The sequence below is a fragment of the Ningiella algicola genome (assembly GCF_028401415.2).
GTDB lineage: Bacteria > Pseudomonadota > Gammaproteobacteria > Enterobacterales > Alteromonadaceae > Glaciecola.
This window is the reverse complement of the sequence record NZ_CP171821.2, coordinates 1,977,308-1,994,155: the sequence shown is the minus strand read 5'-3', so window position 1 is coordinate 1,994,155 and position 16,848 is coordinate 1,977,308. Positions and strand designations below refer to the sequence as shown.

At 43.9% G+C, this 16,848-nt stretch carries 16 protein-coding genes and 5 pseudogenes; 14 read left to right on the top strand and 7 right to left on the bottom strand.

Annotated elements, in window-relative coordinates; translation table 11 throughout:
• Positions 1-31 precede the first annotated feature (31 nt).
• The 6 genes and pseudogenes from PN836_RS08735 to PN836_RS08710 all read left to right on the top strand — a co-directional run.
• The gene (locus PN836_RS08735; protein WP_395345565.1) at positions 32-1,366 is read left to right on the top strand and encodes a MotA/TolQ/ExbB proton channel family protein; all 1,335 of its coding nucleotides are present in this window, start codon (positions 32-34) and stop codon (positions 1,364-1,366) included.
• A 12-nt stretch (positions 1,367-1,378) separates the two neighbouring features.
• Positions 1,379-1,909 (top strand): MotA/TolQ/ExbB proton channel family protein, encoded by a 531-nt coding sequence (locus PN836_RS08730; protein WP_395344849.1) that lies wholly within the window; start codon positions 1,379-1,381, stop codon positions 1,907-1,909.
• Positions 1,910-1,938: 29 nt separating this feature from the next.
• Complete coding sequence (locus PN836_RS08725) at positions 1,939-2,346, top strand: ExbD/TolR family protein (protein ID WP_395344848.1); 408 nt, start codon at positions 1,939-1,941, stop codon at positions 2,344-2,346.
• A gap of 2 nt (positions 2,347-2,348) precedes the next feature.
• Positions 2,349-2,957, top strand: coding sequence for an energy transducer TonB (locus PN836_RS08720; protein ID WP_395344847.1), 609 nt, complete (start codon positions 2,349-2,351; stop codon positions 2,955-2,957).
• Between the two features lie 18 nt (positions 2,958-2,975).
• The gene (locus PN836_RS08715; protein WP_395344846.1) at positions 2,976-4,310 is read left to right on the top strand and encodes a tetratricopeptide repeat protein; all 1,335 of its coding nucleotides are present in this window, start codon (positions 2,976-2,978) and stop codon (positions 4,308-4,310) included.
• 208 nt (positions 4,311-4,518) lie between these two features.
• A pseudogene (locus tag PN836_RS08710) lies at positions 4,519-4,782 on the top strand (transposase zinc-binding domain-containing protein); the annotation flags it as partial.
• 80 nt (positions 4,783-4,862) lie between these two features.
• Here PN836_RS08710 and istB read toward each other — a convergent pair.
• The 5 genes and pseudogenes from istB to PN836_RS08685 form a co-directional block, all read right to left on the bottom strand.
• Complete coding sequence (gene istB, locus PN836_RS08705) at positions 4,863-5,609, bottom strand: IS21-like element helper ATPase IstB (RefSeq protein WP_395344845.1); 747 nt, start codon at positions 5,607-5,609, stop codon at positions 4,863-4,865.
• An 8-nt stretch (positions 5,610-5,617) separates the two neighbouring features.
• On the bottom strand, positions 5,618-7,153 hold the full coding sequence (gene istA / locus PN836_RS08700) for an IS21 family transposase (protein ID WP_395344844.1): 1,536 nt from the start codon (positions 7,151-7,153) through the stop codon (positions 5,618-5,620).
• A 961-nt stretch (positions 7,154-8,114) separates the two neighbouring features.
• Positions 8,115-9,728: an AAA family ATPase gene (locus PN836_RS08695; protein WP_395344843.1), complete on the bottom strand. Its 1,614-nt coding sequence runs from the start codon at positions 9,726-9,728 to the stop codon at positions 8,115-8,117.
• Positions 9,729-9,924: 196 nt separating this feature from the next.
• On the bottom strand, positions 9,925-10,263 hold the full coding sequence (locus PN836_RS08690; protein WP_395344842.1) for a hypothetical protein: 339 nt from the start codon (positions 10,261-10,263) through the stop codon (positions 9,925-9,927).
• Positions 10,260-10,499, bottom strand: a pseudogene (locus tag PN836_RS08685) (integrase core domain-containing protein); the annotation flags it as partial. The pseudogene PN836_RS08685 and the gene PN836_RS08690, both read right to left, overlap by 4 nt.
• A gap of 80 nt (positions 10,500-10,579) precedes the next feature.
• Between PN836_RS08685 and tnpA the strand changes: the two are divergent.
• Genes tnpA through PN836_RS08665 form a run of 4 tightly spaced genes read left to right on the top strand, consistent with a single transcriptional unit; the run spans position 10,580 to position 13,137 of the window.
• Positions 10,580-10,852 (top strand): IS66 family insertion sequence element accessory protein TnpA, encoded by a 273-nt coding sequence (gene tnpA / locus PN836_RS08680; protein ID WP_395341213.1) that lies wholly within the window; start codon positions 10,580-10,582, stop codon positions 10,850-10,852.
• Positions 10,852-11,187: an IS66 family insertion sequence element accessory protein TnpB gene (gene tnpB, locus PN836_RS08675; RefSeq protein ID WP_395338414.1), complete on the top strand. Its 336-nt coding sequence runs from the start codon at positions 10,852-10,854 to the stop codon at positions 11,185-11,187. Before tnpA ends, tnpB begins: the two co-directional genes overlap by 1 nt.
• A 23-nt stretch (positions 11,188-11,210) precedes the next feature.
• Positions 11,211-12,794 (top strand): IS66 family transposase, encoded by a 1,584-nt coding sequence (tnpC, locus tag PN836_RS08670; protein ID WP_395344841.1) that lies wholly within the window; start codon positions 11,211-11,213, stop codon positions 12,792-12,794.
• Positions 12,795-12,801: 7 nt separating this feature from the next.
• Positions 12,802-13,137, top strand: coding sequence for a hypothetical protein (locus PN836_RS08665; RefSeq protein WP_395338410.1), 336 nt, complete (start codon positions 12,802-12,804; stop codon positions 13,135-13,137).
• Here PN836_RS08665 and PN836_RS08660 read toward each other — a convergent pair.
• A pseudogene (locus PN836_RS08660) lies at positions 13,137-13,811 on the bottom strand (IS3 family transposase); the annotation flags it as partial. The gene PN836_RS08665 and the pseudogene PN836_RS08660 overlap by 1 nt on opposite strands.
• 366 nt (positions 13,812-14,177) lie before the next feature.
• Here PN836_RS08660 and PN836_RS08655 point away from each other — a divergent pair.
• Positions 14,178-14,465 (top strand): annotated as a pseudogene (locus tag PN836_RS08655) (transposase zinc-binding domain-containing protein); the annotation flags it as partial.
• 307 nt (positions 14,466-14,772) lie between these two features.
• Here the strand turns inward: PN836_RS08655 and PN836_RS08650 are convergent.
• Positions 14,773-15,630, bottom strand: coding sequence for a hypothetical protein (locus PN836_RS08650; protein ID WP_395344840.1), 858 nt, complete (start codon positions 15,628-15,630; stop codon positions 14,773-14,775).
• A 155-nt stretch (positions 15,631-15,785) separates the two neighbouring features.
• Here PN836_RS08650 and PN836_RS08645 point away from each other — a divergent pair, with 155 nt between their 5' ends.
• The 3 genes and pseudogenes from PN836_RS08645 to PN836_RS08635 all read left to right on the top strand — a co-directional run bounded on the left by PN836_RS08645 (position 15,786) and on the right by PN836_RS08635 (position 16,773).
• Positions 15,786-16,025 carry a hypothetical protein gene (locus tag PN836_RS08645; protein ID WP_395344839.1) on the top strand — a complete coding sequence of 80 codons (240 nt, stop codon included), beginning with the start codon at positions 15,786-15,788 and terminating at the stop codon, positions 16,023-16,025.
• A pseudogene (locus PN836_RS08640) lies at positions 15,938-16,460 on the top strand (transposase); the annotation flags it as partial. The gene PN836_RS08645 and the pseudogene PN836_RS08640, both read left to right, overlap by 88 nt.
• Before the next feature lie 100 nt (positions 16,461-16,560).
• Complete coding sequence (locus PN836_RS08635) at positions 16,561-16,773, top strand: hypothetical protein (RefSeq protein WP_395344838.1); 213 nt, start codon at positions 16,561-16,563, stop codon at positions 16,771-16,773.
• Positions 16,774-16,848 lie beyond the last annotated feature (75 nt).

Here is a 16,848-nt window from a genome sequence, read left to right as displayed (position 1 = left end):
GGCAGTGCTTGTGCTCAGTTGTATTAGCTTTATGTCTGGTGGCGCATTTGCTCAAGAAAACGAGCGTGCAATTGACCTAGATGCCCTGCTCAAACAGCTAGAAGAGGGTAAGTTCTCACAAAGCCAGCAAAACCAAGCCCGAGAGCAAGATTTTATTGCTCAGCGAAGCGAGCAAGACCGTATTTTGCGGGAAACCCTTGAGCGTCGCGATGCGCTTTTGCAGGAGTCGGAGCGCCTAGAGACGAACTTTGAAGAAAATGAATTCAAATTAGCGGATCTTAATGGCGCCCTAGACAATCGTTTAGGTTCCCTTAAAGAGCTTTTTGGTGTGCTTCAACAAGTAGCGGGCGACACCAAGAACAAGTTTTATAACTCGGTGATTTCGGCTCAAATTCCAGACCGATCGGACTTTTTAGATAAAATGGCTCAGTCTATGGGTTCATCCTCAAAGCTCGCCTCTATTGAAGAGATAGAACGTGTTTGGTTTGAGCTGCAACGTGAAATGACTGAATCAGGTAAGGTCACCAAATTCACCACTAACGTGGTCGAAGCGGGCGGCGAAAATGTCACCAAAGAAGTTACCCGTGTTGGCCCTTTTGCCTTAGTGGCCGATGGTAAATATCTGCAATTCAATGGCGTCACTGGCACAGTGTCTGAACTTATCAGACAGCCTGCAGATCGTTTTATGGAGTCAATTAGTGCGCTTGAAGCCTCAAATGGCGAAGTCATTCGTTTTGGTCTTGATCCGACGGGTGGTTCTATTCTTGGCTTGCTAGTACAAGCGCCGAGTTTAAAAGAGCGAGTAGAGCAGGGCGGCTTAGTGGGTTATATCATTCTCATTGTGGGCGCGGTGGGTTTGCTCCTTGCTATTGAGCGCCTAATTAGCCTTTCGGTAATTCGCGCTAAAGTGAATAAACAATTAAAATCGTCTGAATTTAAGAGTACCAATCCGCTTGGTCGCATTATGCAAGTGCGTGATAAATATCCACATGCAGACACCGAATCGTTAGAGCTGCATTTGACAGAAGCTATTTTGGGCGAAGTGCCTAAGCTAAGTCGCTTTTTAACCATCATCAAAATTATCTCGGTGGTTGCACCATTGATGGGGCTGCTTGGAACGGTAACGGGTATGATCAACACCTTTCAAGCGATTACTTTATTCGGTACTGGCGATCCTAAATTGATGGCCGGCGGTATCTCACAAGCCTTGGTGACTACCGTACTTGGCTTAGTGGTCGCTATCCCAACGACACTGCTTTACGCAATGCTTAATACTCGCAGTAAAAATATTGTGTATATTCTGCAAGAGCAAGCTTCTGGCGTAATTGCTGAGCGAGCTGAAAAAACCCAAGCTAACGCTAGTTAACAGGGTAGCCAAATGACAGAGTTTTTCGAAGCAATACGCGATTTCACGGAAACAGGCGGCCAAGTTCTTCTGGTCATCGGTTTTCTGATTTTCGCGATGTGGCTGCTAATACTCGAGCGCGTGCTGTATATTAATATTACTCACAAGCAGCTTAAAAAAGAAACCATTGCAAAATGGAAGGCGCGTAAAGATCGCAAATCGTGGTATGCCGAACAAATTCGCCAAGCCTACATATCTCGATTGTCAATCAAGCTAAACGGGACTATTCCCATTATTCAGGCGCTTGTGGCCTTGTGTCCGCTTTTAGGCTTAATGGGCACAGTTACGGGCATGATTGAAGTCTTTGATGTCATGGCAATTTCGGGTTCAGGCAATGCGCGTTCGATGGCATCGGGCGTGTCAAAAGCGACAATCCCAACTATGGCAGGCATGGTGGGTGCCTTGTCTGGGGTATTTGCGTCTGCCTACTTAACGAAAACATCCAAAGCTGAGCGCACGCATCTAGAGGATGCAATGCAGCTAAAGCGCGACATTAACACTTAAGCTTCTTATAGATGATTTAGGACAAGCTGATGAAACAACATTTTCAAAATTTAGTCGATGAAGAAGAAGCGAACATAGATATGACGCCTATGCTGGACGTCGTATTTATTATGCTGATTTTCTTTATTGTGACAGCGTCTTTCGTTAAAGAAGCTGGGATTGATGTGAATCGTCCAGACGCTGCCACTGCCGTGAGTAAAGATCGTGCCAGTATTTTGGTTGCCATTAGCGATAAAGGCGAAGTGTGGATTAACAAACGCCGCGTAGATGTGCGAGCAGTTCAGGCCAATATCGAACGTTTACACGCTGAAAACCCGCAAGGTACGGTGGTGATCCAGGCCGATAAAAAAGCCACAACAGAAGTCTTAATAAAAGTCATGGATGCATCACGTGCTGCGGGCATCATGGATGTGTCAATTGCTACGCAAGAGCCCTAAGCATGTTTAGAGTTGTTATTGCACTTGTTCTTGCCGCTGCTATCACTCTTGGACTGTTTTTTTTGATGCAGTCCTTAATTCAAAGCGGTGGAAGCGCGCTCACAGAACCGCCGCGAGGAAGCGTTCTGGATTTTGTAAGGGTGAAGCAGGAAGAGCAAGTCGAGCAAAAAGAGCGAAAGCCTAAAAAGCCGCCCAAACCTCAAGAGCCACCTCCGCAAATGGAAACACCGCAAATGGAGTCCTCCACACCAGACGGCGATGGCGGGGGAATGGATTTTAGTGCAGATGTAAGCAACGACGTTGGTTTAGAAGGCGGGCTTGCCTTAGAGTCAGGCGACGGTGAGTATGTACCGATTACTAAAGTGGCAGCGGTTTACCCTAGACGCGCCTTACAGCGCGGGATCCAAGGCTATGTCATTGTAGAATTTACCGTCACCAAGACAGGGGCAGTGCGAGATCCGATCGTGGTGGAAGCTGAGCCAGAAGGTATATTTGAACAAGCTGCATTAGATTCGGTGTTAAAATTTAAATATAAGCCGCGCGTGATAAACGGTGAACCTACCGAAGTAGCTGGTGTGCAAAACCGTGTCACTTTTAAGATTGATGGTTAGAGCTGATAAGTGAAAAACATGCATAGAATTATCGTCAATACATTATCGATAGCCTTTCTAGTGACGGGTGCAGCAATGCTTGGCGCCTCGATAACGCTAGTCGGTGCGCTACTGTCTCCCGCTGCGCATGCTCAAACTGAAGTGAAGCTTGGCGACAAAAAGACGCGACGAACACCCGCATTGCGTGCCCGAGTCTATGAGCAGCTCGCGCGAGCGCAGGCGGCAGGCGATGCAGGCAATATAGAAGAAGCGATTGAAATATTAGATATCGTAAAATCTAAACAAAGCAGTATGAATAGCTATGAACGCGCCATGATGCATAATTTTTACGGCTTTATTTATTACGGCGAAGAACGGTTTGATGAAACGATTGCAGCATTTAAACAAGCAATAGACCAATCGCCAATTCCCATTAGCTTTGAGCAAACCACGTTGTATAGTCTTGCACAACTGAGCATGATGCAGGGCGATTATGCGCAAGTTGTTGATTACCTTGAGCGATGGGAAGCCTTAAACGATGGAAAAATTCCGCCAAAAAATCGCATTCTAAAAGCCCAGGCACTGTATCAAAATAAAGATTTTGAAGGGGCAAAAAAATACATAGAGGAAGCCATCGCGAATCACGAAGCTGACGGTTTTTTGCCTGATGAAAACTGGTTAACGCTGCAGCGCGCTATATATTTCGAGCTTAAACAGCCGGAAAAAGTGAAAGACATTATTGCTAAACTGATTCGTTTGTATGACGAACCAAAGTATTGGATTCAGTTGGCGGGTATGTACGGCGAGCTTGACCGAGAAGAAGAGCAGTTGGCCACAATGGAAATAGCCTACCAACGCGGCTTTATTACGTCTGCGTCCGATACCTACAACTTAGCGCAGCTATATTACTACCATGGAGTGCCTTATAAAGGTGCTAAGCTAATGGAAGATGCTATAGCCTCTGGTTTGCTTGAGAGTAATCTTCGAAATCTCAAATTTCTCGGACAGTCTTGGCAACGCGCCAAAGAAGACAAGAAAGCCGTGCCGGTGATGCAGATGGCAGCAGAGCTGTCTGACGACGGTGAAATTGATGCTCAACTCGCGCTTTTACATTTTAACTTAGAAGAGTACGAGCAAGCCATTACATCTGCCAATACGGCGCTCGAAAAGGGTGGCTTAGACAACGCTGGCAATACGCACATGGTGCTTGGACTGGCCCTGTACAACACCCGTCAGTTTGCTTTGGCGCTCGACGAGCTTGCAAAAGCCGAATCCTTCAGCGGCAGTAGAGCCGCAGCGCGCCAGTGGACTCGGTATGTGGAGCGTGAGAAATCCGACTTTGCAGCGCGCCAAGCAATTAACGCTGGTTCATAAGTCCTAAGGTCATCAACTGTCAATTGTCATCGTAAATTGGTGACTTTTGTCACTTGTTGATTGACTTACTTTATTTGAATATACGGCTATTTGTTCTGGTCAACTAAAACCGGACACTTAGTGCTGTGCAAATTCAGATACTAAACCCAGTAGCTAAACTTAAACATTACCAGCAAAATAAACAAAAATATTATTGGCAAGGACGTCATTGCTAGAGAATCACTCTCATACCTATAAACGCCACCGACCAGAGCATACGTTGCTTTATCAATTGGTTGAGCATCATTATCCAGAATTTCTAGAGCAACTTTCGCATCAAGGAAAGTCGCTACCACAGCATGTAGAAAAAGAGTTTGAAGAATTTCTTAAGTGTGGTCGTCTTGAACATGGTTTTCTCAGTGTAGTTTGTGACGATTGCAAACACGAAAAACTGGTCGCGTTTAGCTGTAAAAAGCGTGGTTTCTGCCCTAGCTTGCGTATTTCGGTAAAAACAGTCAGTCATTTCGGGTCTATCCGATCGCTTCATAACCTTCTTTTCTCCCAGCCTTCTTTTTACCCTAAGTGATCGGATTGGTCTAGTTTTCTCATTGACTCCCCAGCGAGTTCGATGCGATGACTGTTATGCAGTAATCGGTCAAGTAGTGCGTCAGCAACGGTCGGGTTTGCTATGAGCTTATACCAGTCTGTCGCCGGTATTTGGCTAGCAATAATAGTGCTGGCGTTTTGATAACGGTCCTCCATGACATCAAGCAAGTCGTTGGCTTGTCGAGCATTTAGCTTTTCCATGCCCCAGTCATCGAGTATTAGCAGCTTTTTCTTGGCAAGTTGCGCCAGTTGTTGACGGTAACTACCATCGGCATGGCCGATGTTAAGCTCATCGAGTAACTGACCTAGTCGGTAATATTTAACGCTGTGATGCTGCTCGCATGCTTGTTGTCCAAGCGCACAGACTAAATAGGTTTTACCGCAACCGGTTGCCCCTGTGATAATGACGTTGTGCGAGTAATGCAGGTATTGCCCGCTGAGTAAGGTCGCTATTTTTTCCTTGCGCAGTCCTCGTGCTGCTCGGTAGTCTAGATGACTGGCGTGCGCATCTAAGCGCATTTTTGCCTGACGTATTAAGCGTTTGATTTTAGTATTTTGACGGCAGAGTATTTCGTGCTGTGCCAGTAAGCCAAGGCGCTCTTCGAAGCTCATATCCTCATACGTCGTCACTTGTGATTGTTGCAGCTCAAGCGCTTGGCTAAAGTGCCCAAGTCGCAGTGAGCGCAGTTGCTCTTGCAGTGCTTGTTGGTTCATGATGTTTCCTATTGATAGTAATGTTGTCCACGGATATTGTGGTGTGTGACAGGTGTGTCATCTTGCTCGGGTGCTTGATGTGCCGCTTCTTTGCGATGATTGAGTAGATTTACCACCACCGTGCGATGTGGCCGCTCAAGCAGTAAGGCTTTTTGGCAGGCGGCCTCTACGCGGGCATTGCCGTATTGCTTAGTGAGATGCAGTATGGCTAAACAGCTTTTAATCGCTTGCTCAGGGTGTTTACGGCTTTGGATATGCCACTCAACCACGCCACGAGCACCCGCGCCAATATTTTCAGCCCAACTTAATAGGCGCTCTGGACCGAAGCGCTGCTTCACATGGCTATGTGGCATATGCTCTTTAATGGTCGTAAATCCGCCGTCTTTAAACGTGCGAGCATGTTGCGCGACGAGCTGGTTGTGATGATAAATACACACGATATTGGCACTGACTTCTAGCGTGACAGTGTCGCCGACTAAACCATTAGGTACAGAGTACGCATGCTTTTCATACAGCACATGGTAGTCAGGGCCGACCTTGGCGCGTTTACTGTCGATGTATTCATAAGGGCATGCGGGTAAACTGCCCAGCGCGGGCTTATCTAGCAACTCGAACTGCTGTTTGCGTGAGCCAGGATACATGCGTTGTTGACGGTTATTTAAGTCCTCCATTAGGGTTTTGATTTTAACGTTCAAGTCTGACAAGGTGTAAAACACATAATGACGCAAGCGCATTAATACCCAACGCTCAACAATCAGCACGGCATTTTCAGCTTTGGCTTTATCTTTGGGTTTATAAGGTCTAGCGGGCATGATGGCCGTGCCATAATGCCTTGCCATTTTAGCGTAATTTTCATTCAGCGTAGGCGCGTAAGGATGAGCTTTAATCACCGCTGACTTGAGGTTGTCTGGCACCAACAGGCGCGGCACGCCGCCCATATAATTGAACGCACGCACGTGCGCCATTATCCAATCTTCTTGCTTTTGTGAGCGGCCCGCTTCGACATAGGTGTAATTGGTCGCACCTAGCGTCGCAACGAATATCTGCGCGTGATATCTGATTTCCCCCGTATCAGGGCTAACAATGGGAACTGTTGGGCCGCAGTAGTCAATAAATAACTTATCGCCGGCAATATGATGCTGGCGCATGCTGCGTTTTTGCTTTTTAAGCCACGACTGATAGTGCTCGCAGAATTGAGTGTATCCGTAAGCGGTGGCGCTATCTTCTTTACAATATTCTTGCCATAGCAGCAGCTTGGTCATATGCCGATGCTTTAGCTCAATTTTCATTTTCAGGAAGTCAGGTAGGCGTTTCTTGCGTTTAGCCGTCGCAGCAGTATAGAGATTGCCTTCAAGTTGCTGATCGCTTAGGCCATCTGGTAGTGGCCATGTTAAATCACTCGATTTAAATCGCGTGAGGACTTCACTCACGGTAGCGGGGCCAAGGCTCAGGCATTTGCCAATATCGCGATTGCTCAATCCTACCTCAAACTTCAAGCGCAGGACGTCTTTTACTTTTCTCATTTCAGTTCTCTTTCTAGGCATGGCTGCGTATTTCCTTAACACTGACGTTAAGGCATAGCTTACCAATTGATTTAACTAGAAAAAGAAGGTTGTTTCGGCATTCCGATCACTGATTTCGGAAAAGTGCTCAATTTGATCGAATAACACCGAAATCGGTGATCGTTTCAAATCGAAATCAATGATCGGATTGAAACGAAATGATGGATCGATTTCGACCGAAACATGCAAACTGGTCGCGTTTAGCTGTAAAAAGCGTGGTTTCTGCCCTAGCTGTCTGAATCACTGCATACAACGCAAATTAATGACTATATAATCCAAAGAGATTTTGATTTTGGTGCCTAAGAGCGCTACCGCAATATATAGCTTGAACACCAATGTGTTGAGGCATGACTTTCCCCACATCACAAAAAAGTTTTCAATCCCAACGATCAGCTTATTTTCTTATCTTGACTACACTTACTCCGTAATTACCTGTTGTTTTTAAATCTGTAACGCATGAAACAAGTCTTAAAGCCAGCTGTCACACAGGGTAGTCAATAGTGGTAATTTTACTTATACTCCTTTGAACGAGTAATATTGAAAGATATTAATATTTCCTAAAATTGAAGCGCTAATGAGATTTGCTTTCATTAGTGAAAATCCGGACAAATCGGGTAGAATGCAAGAATCATTAGCAAATCACTTATCAGATAAGGTTCTGCAGAAACTAGGAGCTCTAACGACTTTCATTCCTGACAAGTTTAAAAGGTATTTGAAAGAATGTTACTTTAAAGACTTTAACCCAATAACGTTGAATAATCCAATCAGTAGACATTCAGTAGCGCATGGCGCAAATAGTATCTCGTCCTTTAACAGGAAAGCGTCAATCATTGGAATACTCGTTTTTTAGCAAGTAGCTGCCTATTTAGTGCATTCGTCAGGAAAATAGAAAACTAAATGATAATCTACGCTTGTTTTGTGTGAATTAGTTGAATTAGTCTCGCTAACCAAATATTTCTTTTTCTATTTCTTGGTATATAGTAGTTTCTTGAGTAACTAGAGGTGCCATAGTATCTCTGAGAAAGGCGCACTTATTATTACCACATTGCGTTAAACCTAAAATTCTTTTCAATTCAGTAAAAATTTGACCACTTGCAGATTTTATATCGTCGCTTGGGTTCCCCCTGCCTATACTCTCTTGAAGAGCCGATGCCTTTGCTTGTAGACATTGTTCAATAAATTCCACTTTATTTATTGCTGAGCACAATTTCACGATAATCTCATCGTCTAGTAGATAACACTCAATATGCCTTCTACCAGAAGTCTTTATACCTTTTTCCAAAAGTTCAGCGACCTCGTTATCACTTTTGTCATCTCTGTCAACAAACTTGATGATCTTTGTTGAGCTCAAAATGTTAGAGACTATTTTTACAGATTGATTTTCTAAATCTTCTATTTCAGAGCATGAGCCGAAAGAAACAAAAGTAGTTCCATGATGCTTTTCACCCAAAATCTTGCCATAAATCAATGAATCAAAATCCCGATATTTTCTTCCTTGACTAGTACCTTCGCAAAATACAATTCTCTTTGGTGATATTAGTTTCGAAAAGTCAGCAAACGCTAAATCAAAGAAGCGATCCCAAATCGCCTTGCTAATTTGAGTCGGTTGAATTACTTCAGTCAAGTCGAAGTCTCTATTGTCAAAATCTAGAAACACTACTGTTCCAGGATTTTGCTCTTCAATATCTTCAGCTTCTTTAAGCATACCTATCGAATGCGTCGAAACCCAAAGCTGAGAGTCTTGAGGTGTTAAGTCGTAAAGTTCACGCAGTACTTTGGACTGAAGTCTAGTATGCATATGTGCTTCAGGTTCATCTATACAGAAAATAGCGTCGGTGTAGAAATTAGCCTTAATAATCATATCTAAAATCAAGTCAAATACTGACTTTTCACCAGCTGATAGATTTTTGTAATGAAAGTCTTTAGAAGCACCTTTTTCAAAATAGAAACTTCCGTTGGATAGTGGGTCACCAATTGAACTTAAATTCAAGTCTTCAAATATCTTTGACAAAGAATGCTTTATCTTTCCTATGAGCTCATCTCTAAGTTGCGGAACAGTCTTGGCATCGTTCGATAAATCGTAAACGCCCGCTAAAGTCTGAGCAACAAGCCTTTGGTAATTTTCGGAAACAGTTTGGTCGTTTTGCATTAGATTTTGCAGTTTAATATGCTCAATCGGACTGTTCTGTTTATTTAGATTATTGAAGGTAAAATCGGGTTCATTTCTATAGGCAGTACGAAAATAGAATTTTCCTTTTATTTCGTCTTGATCAAGCGCTTGTTCATTGTGAAACGTTATCTGGACTTTACTTAGTGACTTCTGCCGCCATATCTGGGGGCTTGATAATTCCCCGTCATTCTTTTCCAAGTAATCCTGAACGCCTTTGTCGTTGTACCCCTTAGATTTATACCAATGATTTAATGCCTCAAAAAGTGAAGTTTTTCCACTTCCATTCGGTCCAACGAGCACTATTAGTTTTGCTGTCTCAGGTAAATCCTTCAAAGTGAGATTAGTAAAACGCTTAAATCCATTTAATTTTATTTCCCTAATTTTCATAGACTTTCCTTGGTTTGAGCAGGCATTAATATACTAGATATTTTGTAACTATATCTTAGAAAGTAATTTGAGACATTATTTGATTGCTGGTCAAACATTGACACAAGGAAGGGTGAAGTGTCATTTTAAAGTTGGCAACTTTAGCGCAAGCAAATCGGTAATTTGTGCTATTAACTCTCTCGTTATCAGCGTAGTTTTAAAGATCCATTAAATTGCGATCGGAGAGTAATTGCTCGAACATGTAATACTCAGGATTACTGCGCAAATTTTTTAGATGTTTTTCAAGAGAGCGCTGCATTATTTCAATATCTTCCGGCTTGGCAGTTTTGCCTAGTACAAATGGGACAGTAAAAACTTGAGAGGACAGGTATTCTTGATCAAACCCCCATATATCGAATCCATTATTTAACACCGTACGCAGAAGATTTTCTTCAGATTGTGACTCAAAAAACGGAAATGGTATAAACCCATACTCATTGAAAAAATTTGAATTGAATGTCTTTAAAGTCTGATTTTTACTAACTGTTCTGGTCAACTAAAACCGGACACTCTTTTCACTAAATTTTCATAGTCTACTGGCGAGTAGTCGCCGTTAGCACTGTGAAGCCGTTCTAAGTTGTAATAGCGCATATATTCAGCAATATCTTTTGTCATATGCTCTCGTGTTGGTTGGCTTATCTTAAATAGCCAATCATGTTTCAAGCTTCCGAAGAAGCGTTCAACAACGGCGTTGTCCCAACACGCACCTACATCTCCCATGCTTGAGCGTAAGCGATCAAAATAGACCGTTCTTCACCCACTCGTAAGCATAATTTAAGATCGCGTCATTGATAAATACAGGAGACCTATCAATGACCAGACGAACAAGTGAAGAATGGCAACGCCTCATCGACGAGCAAGCCGTTAGCGAGATGACAATCCAGCAGTTTTGTCAGTCGCGCAACATCAATCAATCTACGTTTTACCTGCAACGCAAAAAGCGCAGTGACAGTCACTTAGCGCAAGCGCCATCTCAGTGGTTGCCGATTGATACGAAGTCAATGGCCTTGCCAGAAACGCGCCAATGGCAAATTGAGCTAACGCTACCAAACGGTGTCGTGCTGAATATGAGTACTGATGGCTGATGTTGTCCTCTACCAATGCACGCATTTGGTTGTATTTGGGCATTGCCGATATGCGCAAACAGTTTGACGGCTTGGCGGCCTTGGTGAAACACCAGATGCAACTGCCTGCGCATGCAGGCGATTGGTTTGTGTTTGTGAATCGTAAACGCACGATGATGAAGGTGCTGTATTATCATCAAGGTGGGTACTGTTTGTGGTCAAAACGACTGGAGCGCGGCACCTTTGCCAAGGTGGCGGGTAACGATGGCAAACTATCGCTCAATGCCGCGCAACTGCAGTGTTTAATAGATGGTATTTATTGGCAAAAAGGCAAACAAAACAAGCGACTTAAGTAGCTGAATTCGCTATACTTCGCGGCATGAAAAGCGCCTCAACCAGTATACAAAACAGCACGCATATTCCTATCGAAGAATATGAAAAAGTGCGTGCGCAAATGGCAGCATTACAGCAACAAGTTGACTGGTTTAAACGCCAATTGTTTGGGCGCAAATCAGAAAAACACATCATCGATAATCCTGACCAAGCCAACTTGTTTGGTCAAGCTCAGGATGAAGGTTTACCGTCTGCGCCTAAAAAAGCCGTCAAAGGCTATGCGCGTTCAGTCAAGCAAAAAGATGAAAATAACGTCAATGACACTGGTCTTCGCTTTACTGATGATGTACCGACAAAAGTCATCGATGTACCATGTCCGGAGCTTGAAGGTGAAGATGCAGATAACTATGAGGTCATTGGCACGAAAGAAACGCAGCGCTTAGCGCAACTGCCAGGCAGCTATCAAATTCTCATTTATCGCAAAAATGTGCTCAAGCACAAAGACAGCGGACATATCCAATCGCCTAAAACACCGATTAACATACTAGAAGGCACGTATGCGGATGTATCATTGCTTGCTGGCCTAATGGTCGATAAAGCCGTGTATCATTTACCCCTTCATCGTCAGCATCTGCGGATGTTGCAATCGGGGGTCACGCTATCACGCGCTACCCTAATTAATTATGTTAGCCAAGGGATTGATTTACTGACCCCCATTGCTACCGCCGTGCTGAGTAATATCCTCACCGGGGGGAACATCAGTATGGATGAAACGCCGATGAAGGCGGGTCGACAATCCTCGACTCGCCGCAGCCGCACATCAAGCCAACCATCAAAAACAATGAAGCAAACGTACTTCTGGCCGATGTATGGTGAGCAAGATGAAGTGGCCTTTACCTGGTCGTCTTCTCGCGGTAAACAACATGCAATGGAGCAACTAGCAGGCTTTAACGGCACCTTGTTAAGCGATGGTTATGCGGTATATAGCCAAGTCATTGATACGCTTAATCATCAAGGTCAAACAATTACCCATGCAGCGTGCTGGGCGCACACGCGCCGCTACTTCGAAAAAGCATTGGATTATCACCCTAAAGAGGCGCAATACGCCTTGGCTGAAATACAAAAGCTATACAAGATTGAAGCGCACATACGAAAACAGGCACTTAATGCCGAGGATACCGTGCAATATCGCCTTAAACACAGTGAGCCTATCATTACTGCATTATTCAAATGGATATACGAGCAGCGCCAGAGACCTGAATTACTGCCTAAAGACCCGTTAACCAAAGCACTTGCTTATGCCTATGAGCGCCATCATGAGTTAAAAACTTACCTCACTCATGCGCAAGTCAGCATCGATACGAACCACTTGGAGAGAGCCCTGCGCGTTATCCCTATGGGAAGAAAGAATCACTTGTTCTGTTGGAGTGAACTAGGCGCAAAACAGCTTGGCGTCTTGCATACACTCACCGTGACGTGCAAATTACACAACATCAATCCGTATCACTACTTGGTGGATGTACTGCAGCGCGTCTCACAACATCCGGCAAAAGACGTTATCGATTTAACCCCTCGACGCTGGAAAGTCCTGTTCGCAGACAAACGCCTGCGCTCAGATATAGAAAAGTAAGCACACCATGACAAATAAAGACATCAAAACCACGATAGACATCAGCCATTTATCCATTGACCAACTATATATACTCAATCAATTTGTATGTGAGCGCATCGATACCCTGCAAAAGCAGCAAGACGAAGCCGCGATTGCCATCTTACGACCTGGTATGAAAGTGCAATTTACTCATGACGGCACGACGGTCACCGGCACGTTACTTAAGAAAAACCGAAAAACGGTGTTGATTGCCAACGACAACGCAAAAACACATCACAAAGTACCGGCAGGCATAGTCAGGCATATTAGCGCTGCACCACTAGACCTAAATCAAACGGTTGTAAAGAACGGTCTAAAATGATCGCTTACGCTTGAGCGCATATTGAAGCTGTGGAGCAAGCAGCGATACTGCTTACTTGTATATTGAGAGCCCCTGTCACTGTGAAAAACTAAACCCGCAGTTGGCTGACGAAGGTTATAGGCCTTAACCAACGCCTTGCATACCAAGTCCGTTGTCATACGCTTATCAGCGTGCCAGCCGACAATACGGCGCGAATACAAGTCCATAACGACCGCAAGATACATCCAGCCCTCTGCGGTGCGACAATAGGTCACATCACCAGCCCACACCTGATTAGGGCCTGTAGGGTTGAAATTTTGGTTTAACAAATTATCTGCCACCGCATCACTGTGTTTGCGTTTAGTGGTCACTTTGTAGGCAACTCGCTGACGCACCACAAATTGCATTTGCTGCATCAGCTTGCGTACACGATAACGACCAATATTAAAGCCTTCTTTGCGTAGTTTCTTCATCATCTCTCGACTGCCTAAGCTTTCTCTGCTGCGCTTAAATAACGTTCTCATTGTTCGACGCAGCTTGAGTTCTTCCATGGGTATTAACTTGCCAGGGCGCTTTTTCCAGTCATAATAAGCAGAGCGACTGACCTTCATGACTTTGCATAACAAAGCCGTTGTGTAGTGCTTTGACTCACCTTCAATGAAACCAAACCTTACTTCATTTCTTTTGCAAAGAAGGCCGATGAGGATTCAAGCCAACAGCGCAACACTAATTAAAATTACAAATATACTTAGCAGTAATATTGAAGCAAGCTTGAAGATATTTTTTTTATGATAAATACCAAAAGTGGCGTTCATAATTTTCCTTTGAATATTGTTTCGTTTATCAGTAACTAATAAACGAGCGACTTTGACTATTTTTCGAGTATACTTGTTAATTTTTCGTAGAAGTGTAAGCGTTTGTCTAAATTCTGTAAGAATGCTTGTCGACTATTCAATAATTTGTGCTTCCGGTTTGTTCGCATACCGGACACTTAGTGCTGTGCAAATTCAGATACTAAATCCAGTAGCTAAACTTAAACATTACCAGCAAAATAAACAAAAATATTATTGGCAAGGACGTCATTGCTAGAGAATCACTCTCGTACCTATAAACGCCACCGACCAGAGCAAACGTTGCTTTATCAATTGGTTGAGCATCATTATCCAGAGTTTCTAGAGCAACTTTCGCATCAAGGAAAGTCGCTACCACAGCATGTAGAAAAAGAGTTTGAAGAATTTCTTAAGTGTGGTCGTCTTGAACATGGTTTTCTTCGTGTAGTTTGTGACAATTGCAAACGCGAAAAACTGGTCGCGTTTAGCTGTAAAAAGCGTGGTTTCTGCCCTAGCTGTCTGAATCACTGCATACAACGCAAATTAATGACTATATAATCCAAAGAGATTTTGATTTTGGTGCCTAAGAGTGATCCCTGAAAGCCATGTATCGAGAAGCGCACAATTAATGGTATTGTCAAATACGGCTGGTCTTGGTCATGGCCTTTCGGACGAAGAGTAATCGACTCCCAGCCTCAAATTAAAATGGGTGCTTCTCCTTGGGCTCCCCAACCCAAGTTTAACGATGATTTTCCTCTCAAAATCAGCGAACTCAAAAGCCTCACACCTAACCACAAGGAATGAGGCTTTGACTCTTGCATTAGTGCTAAGCTGCTAGCCTGCTTCTACGATATGTCGCAAAGGCAATTAGACTAAACAATAGCGCCGCAGCGCTTGGTGAAGATGCATTCACATTTTGTACAGCAATGGGTTCGCCGAATATAAAATCATCAAATGCAAACCCATCCCCACTTCCACCTTCAAACACTCCGTTTTCGGATAAAAAGCGATTACCACCTGAAACTCTAACAGTTGCGACTTCAGGCGTATCAAAAATAAGTCCAGCAAACGTCAAGTCAAAATCCTGAGTGCCCAATGGATTAACTGAACCAATAATTTCTCCCGCTAGATTTAAGAATTGCATTTGTGCTGTATCTAAAAAATCGAGTCCAGAAAATATAGCCCCGAAGCCTCTAACCGTTGCTTGAGTTGTTTGGTCACTGGGATCATAAAAATTGATATCGAAGGTAGTGCCACCCACTGGGGAAAAGAGCCTTTCTTCACTAAATCGAGGAAGAAATCGGTCAAATCCAAACGCAATTGGTTGACCAGATGCCGCTGTGGAAGAAACTAAAAACCCTGTGGTATCTCCAGTGGCTTCAAATTCAATGCCTCTAGCACGCGGAGCACTGTCCCCGTTAAAGAAATCACCCGGGAAAAGGTTTGGATCAGCTAAGCCATCAGGCAATGCATCCCAGTCAATTTGGCGACGACCGTTTGGATCGCCGTTTACTGGGGAGTTTCCATTGTTTGGCCCGAGTGCGTCTCTAAACTCATCCACGGTTTCTTGTAGGTCTGCGGCTGTAAGGCCTTGCTCGTTAAATGTTGCTATAAGACCTGCATGTGAAGCGCTTGTCCACATGAATAGTAGTACTGCTCCAAGCTTTAATTTTGATGCTTTCATCGCATTATCCTTATGATATTTATCAGTGTTGCCGGCAGTAAATTTACGTACCTAACCACCCTTACGACAGACATAAAACGATAGTTGCAGTTAAAACGTATTCGCTCAAATTAAAAGAGATAGTCACAGCATCTAAGCAGAACAAGGATTTCCAGATGATTGATGTACAGCGCCTCTCCTTTGCATACGGGAAAGAAAGCAAAGAGAGTCTGCGGCCAGAGGTAGTTGACATTAGTTTTTATGACAATCAAGTCCATGACCCACAAGCCCTTTTGGCGGAACTGGGGCTGGAAGCTGGCTCAGTTGCGTTAGAGCGCCAAGCCATAAATACATGGAACAACTTGTCCACATTATCAGTCATCGAATTGCCGCGTATTTGGAAAAGGCGGGGATAATTGAGCGAGATTCAGAAAGTGCTTTTTTGGACTTACCGCTAGAAGACGAAGATGGACTATTGCACTTACAAGCAGCCTCAGTAAGTTATCGCATTGCCGTTGGAAAGAATATTGGCAAAAAGTACTTACGTTACAAACTTTGCCCGCAAAAGATGAAGATAACTATGGGCAATTAGCAAAAATAGACGGTTTTAGTTTACATGCTGGCACTTCGTGAAAGTATTTCGCCGATACTCATCAAACAGAAAAACTAGAGCGCCTTTGCAGATATATTGCAAGGCCAGCAGTCAGCGAAAAACGATTAAGCTTAACCGCCAAAGGCAATGTCAGATATGAACTCAAGACTCCCTACAAAGACGGAACCGGTAACCGGATTAAACTCACGTGTTCTTCTCGCCGCTTGACTTCATTAGTAAGCTGGCAGCCTTAGTACCACCGCTGTCAGCGCCACCGGGCATGGAGAAACTAAATAAGAATACTAGTACGGCTCTACAGCGGCACCGCACTTGCCAAGTCAGCTATTAAAACGAACCGCATGTCGGAAGATGTTGATATCAAGCTGGTACCTAATGAGGTATTTCATGATTTAACATCACGAAATGCTAGACGAAAGGCTCGCAAAGCGGTTAAGCAACATATTCAGTCATTGGTTGCAGAGAACAACACCTTTAAGACGGGAGAGCAAGCAACCGTAAAAGACGAGTACCGCTACTTCAGTTTTGATGTCCGTTATCCCCAAGCTCATTAACATCAAAGCCTAAAAATAACAGGACATTAAAACCTATAAAATGAATGACAACAAAACCTGTAAATGATATAACTC

What these genes read in the sequence shown, in the direction of transcription:
- PN836_RS08735 (WP_395345565.1), top strand. Translation starts at nt 32, where the DNA reads ATGTCTGGTGGCGCATTTGCTCAAGAAAACGAGCGTGCAATTGACCTA.
- PN836_RS08730 (WP_395344849.1), top strand. Translation starts at nt 1,379, where the DNA reads ATGACAGAGTTTTTCGAAGCAATACGCGATTTCACGGAAACAGGCGGC.
- PN836_RS08725 (WP_395344848.1), top strand. Translation starts at nt 1,939, where the DNA reads ATGAAACAACATTTTCAAAATTTAGTCGATGAAGAAGAAGCGAACATA.
- PN836_RS08720 (WP_395344847.1), top strand. Translation starts at nt 2,349, where the DNA reads ATGTTTAGAGTTGTTATTGCACTTGTTCTTGCCGCTGCTATCACTCTT.
- PN836_RS08715 (WP_395344846.1), top strand. Translation starts at nt 2,976, where the DNA reads ATGCATAGAATTATCGTCAATACATTATCGATAGCCTTTCTAGTGACG.
- istB (WP_395344845.1), bottom strand. Translation starts at nt 5,609, where the DNA reads ATGAACCAACAAGCACTGCAAGAGCAACTGCGCTCACTGCGACTTGGG.
- istA (WP_395344844.1), bottom strand. Translation starts at nt 7,153, where the DNA reads ATGCCTAGAAAGAGAACTGAAATGAGAAAAGTAAAAGACGTCCTGCGC.
- PN836_RS08695 (WP_395344843.1), bottom strand. Translation starts at nt 9,728, where the DNA reads ATGAAAATTAGGGAAATAAAATTAAATGGATTTAAGCGTTTTACTAAT.
- tnpA (WP_395341213.1), top strand. Translation starts at nt 10,580, where the DNA reads ATGACCAGACGAACAAGTGAAGAATGGCAACGCCTCATCGACGAGCAA.
- tnpB (WP_395338414.1), top strand. Translation starts at nt 10,852, where the DNA reads ATGTTGTCCTCTACCAATGCACGCATTTGGTTGTATTTGGGCATTGCC.
- tnpC (WP_395344841.1), top strand. Translation starts at nt 11,211, where the DNA reads ATGAAAAGCGCCTCAACCAGTATACAAAACAGCACGCATATTCCTATC.
- PN836_RS08665 (WP_395338410.1), top strand. Translation starts at nt 12,802, where the DNA reads ATGACAAATAAAGACATCAAAACCACGATAGACATCAGCCATTTATCC.
- PN836_RS08650 (WP_395344840.1), bottom strand. Translation starts at nt 15,630, where the DNA reads ATGAAAGCATCAAAATTAAAGCTTGGAGCAGTACTACTATTCATGTGG.
- PN836_RS08645 (WP_395344839.1), top strand. Translation starts at nt 15,786, where the DNA reads ATGATTGATGTACAGCGCCTCTCCTTTGCATACGGGAAAGAAAGCAAA.
- PN836_RS08635 (WP_395344838.1), top strand. Translation starts at nt 16,561, where the DNA reads ATGTCGGAAGATGTTGATATCAAGCTGGTACCTAATGAGGTATTTCAT.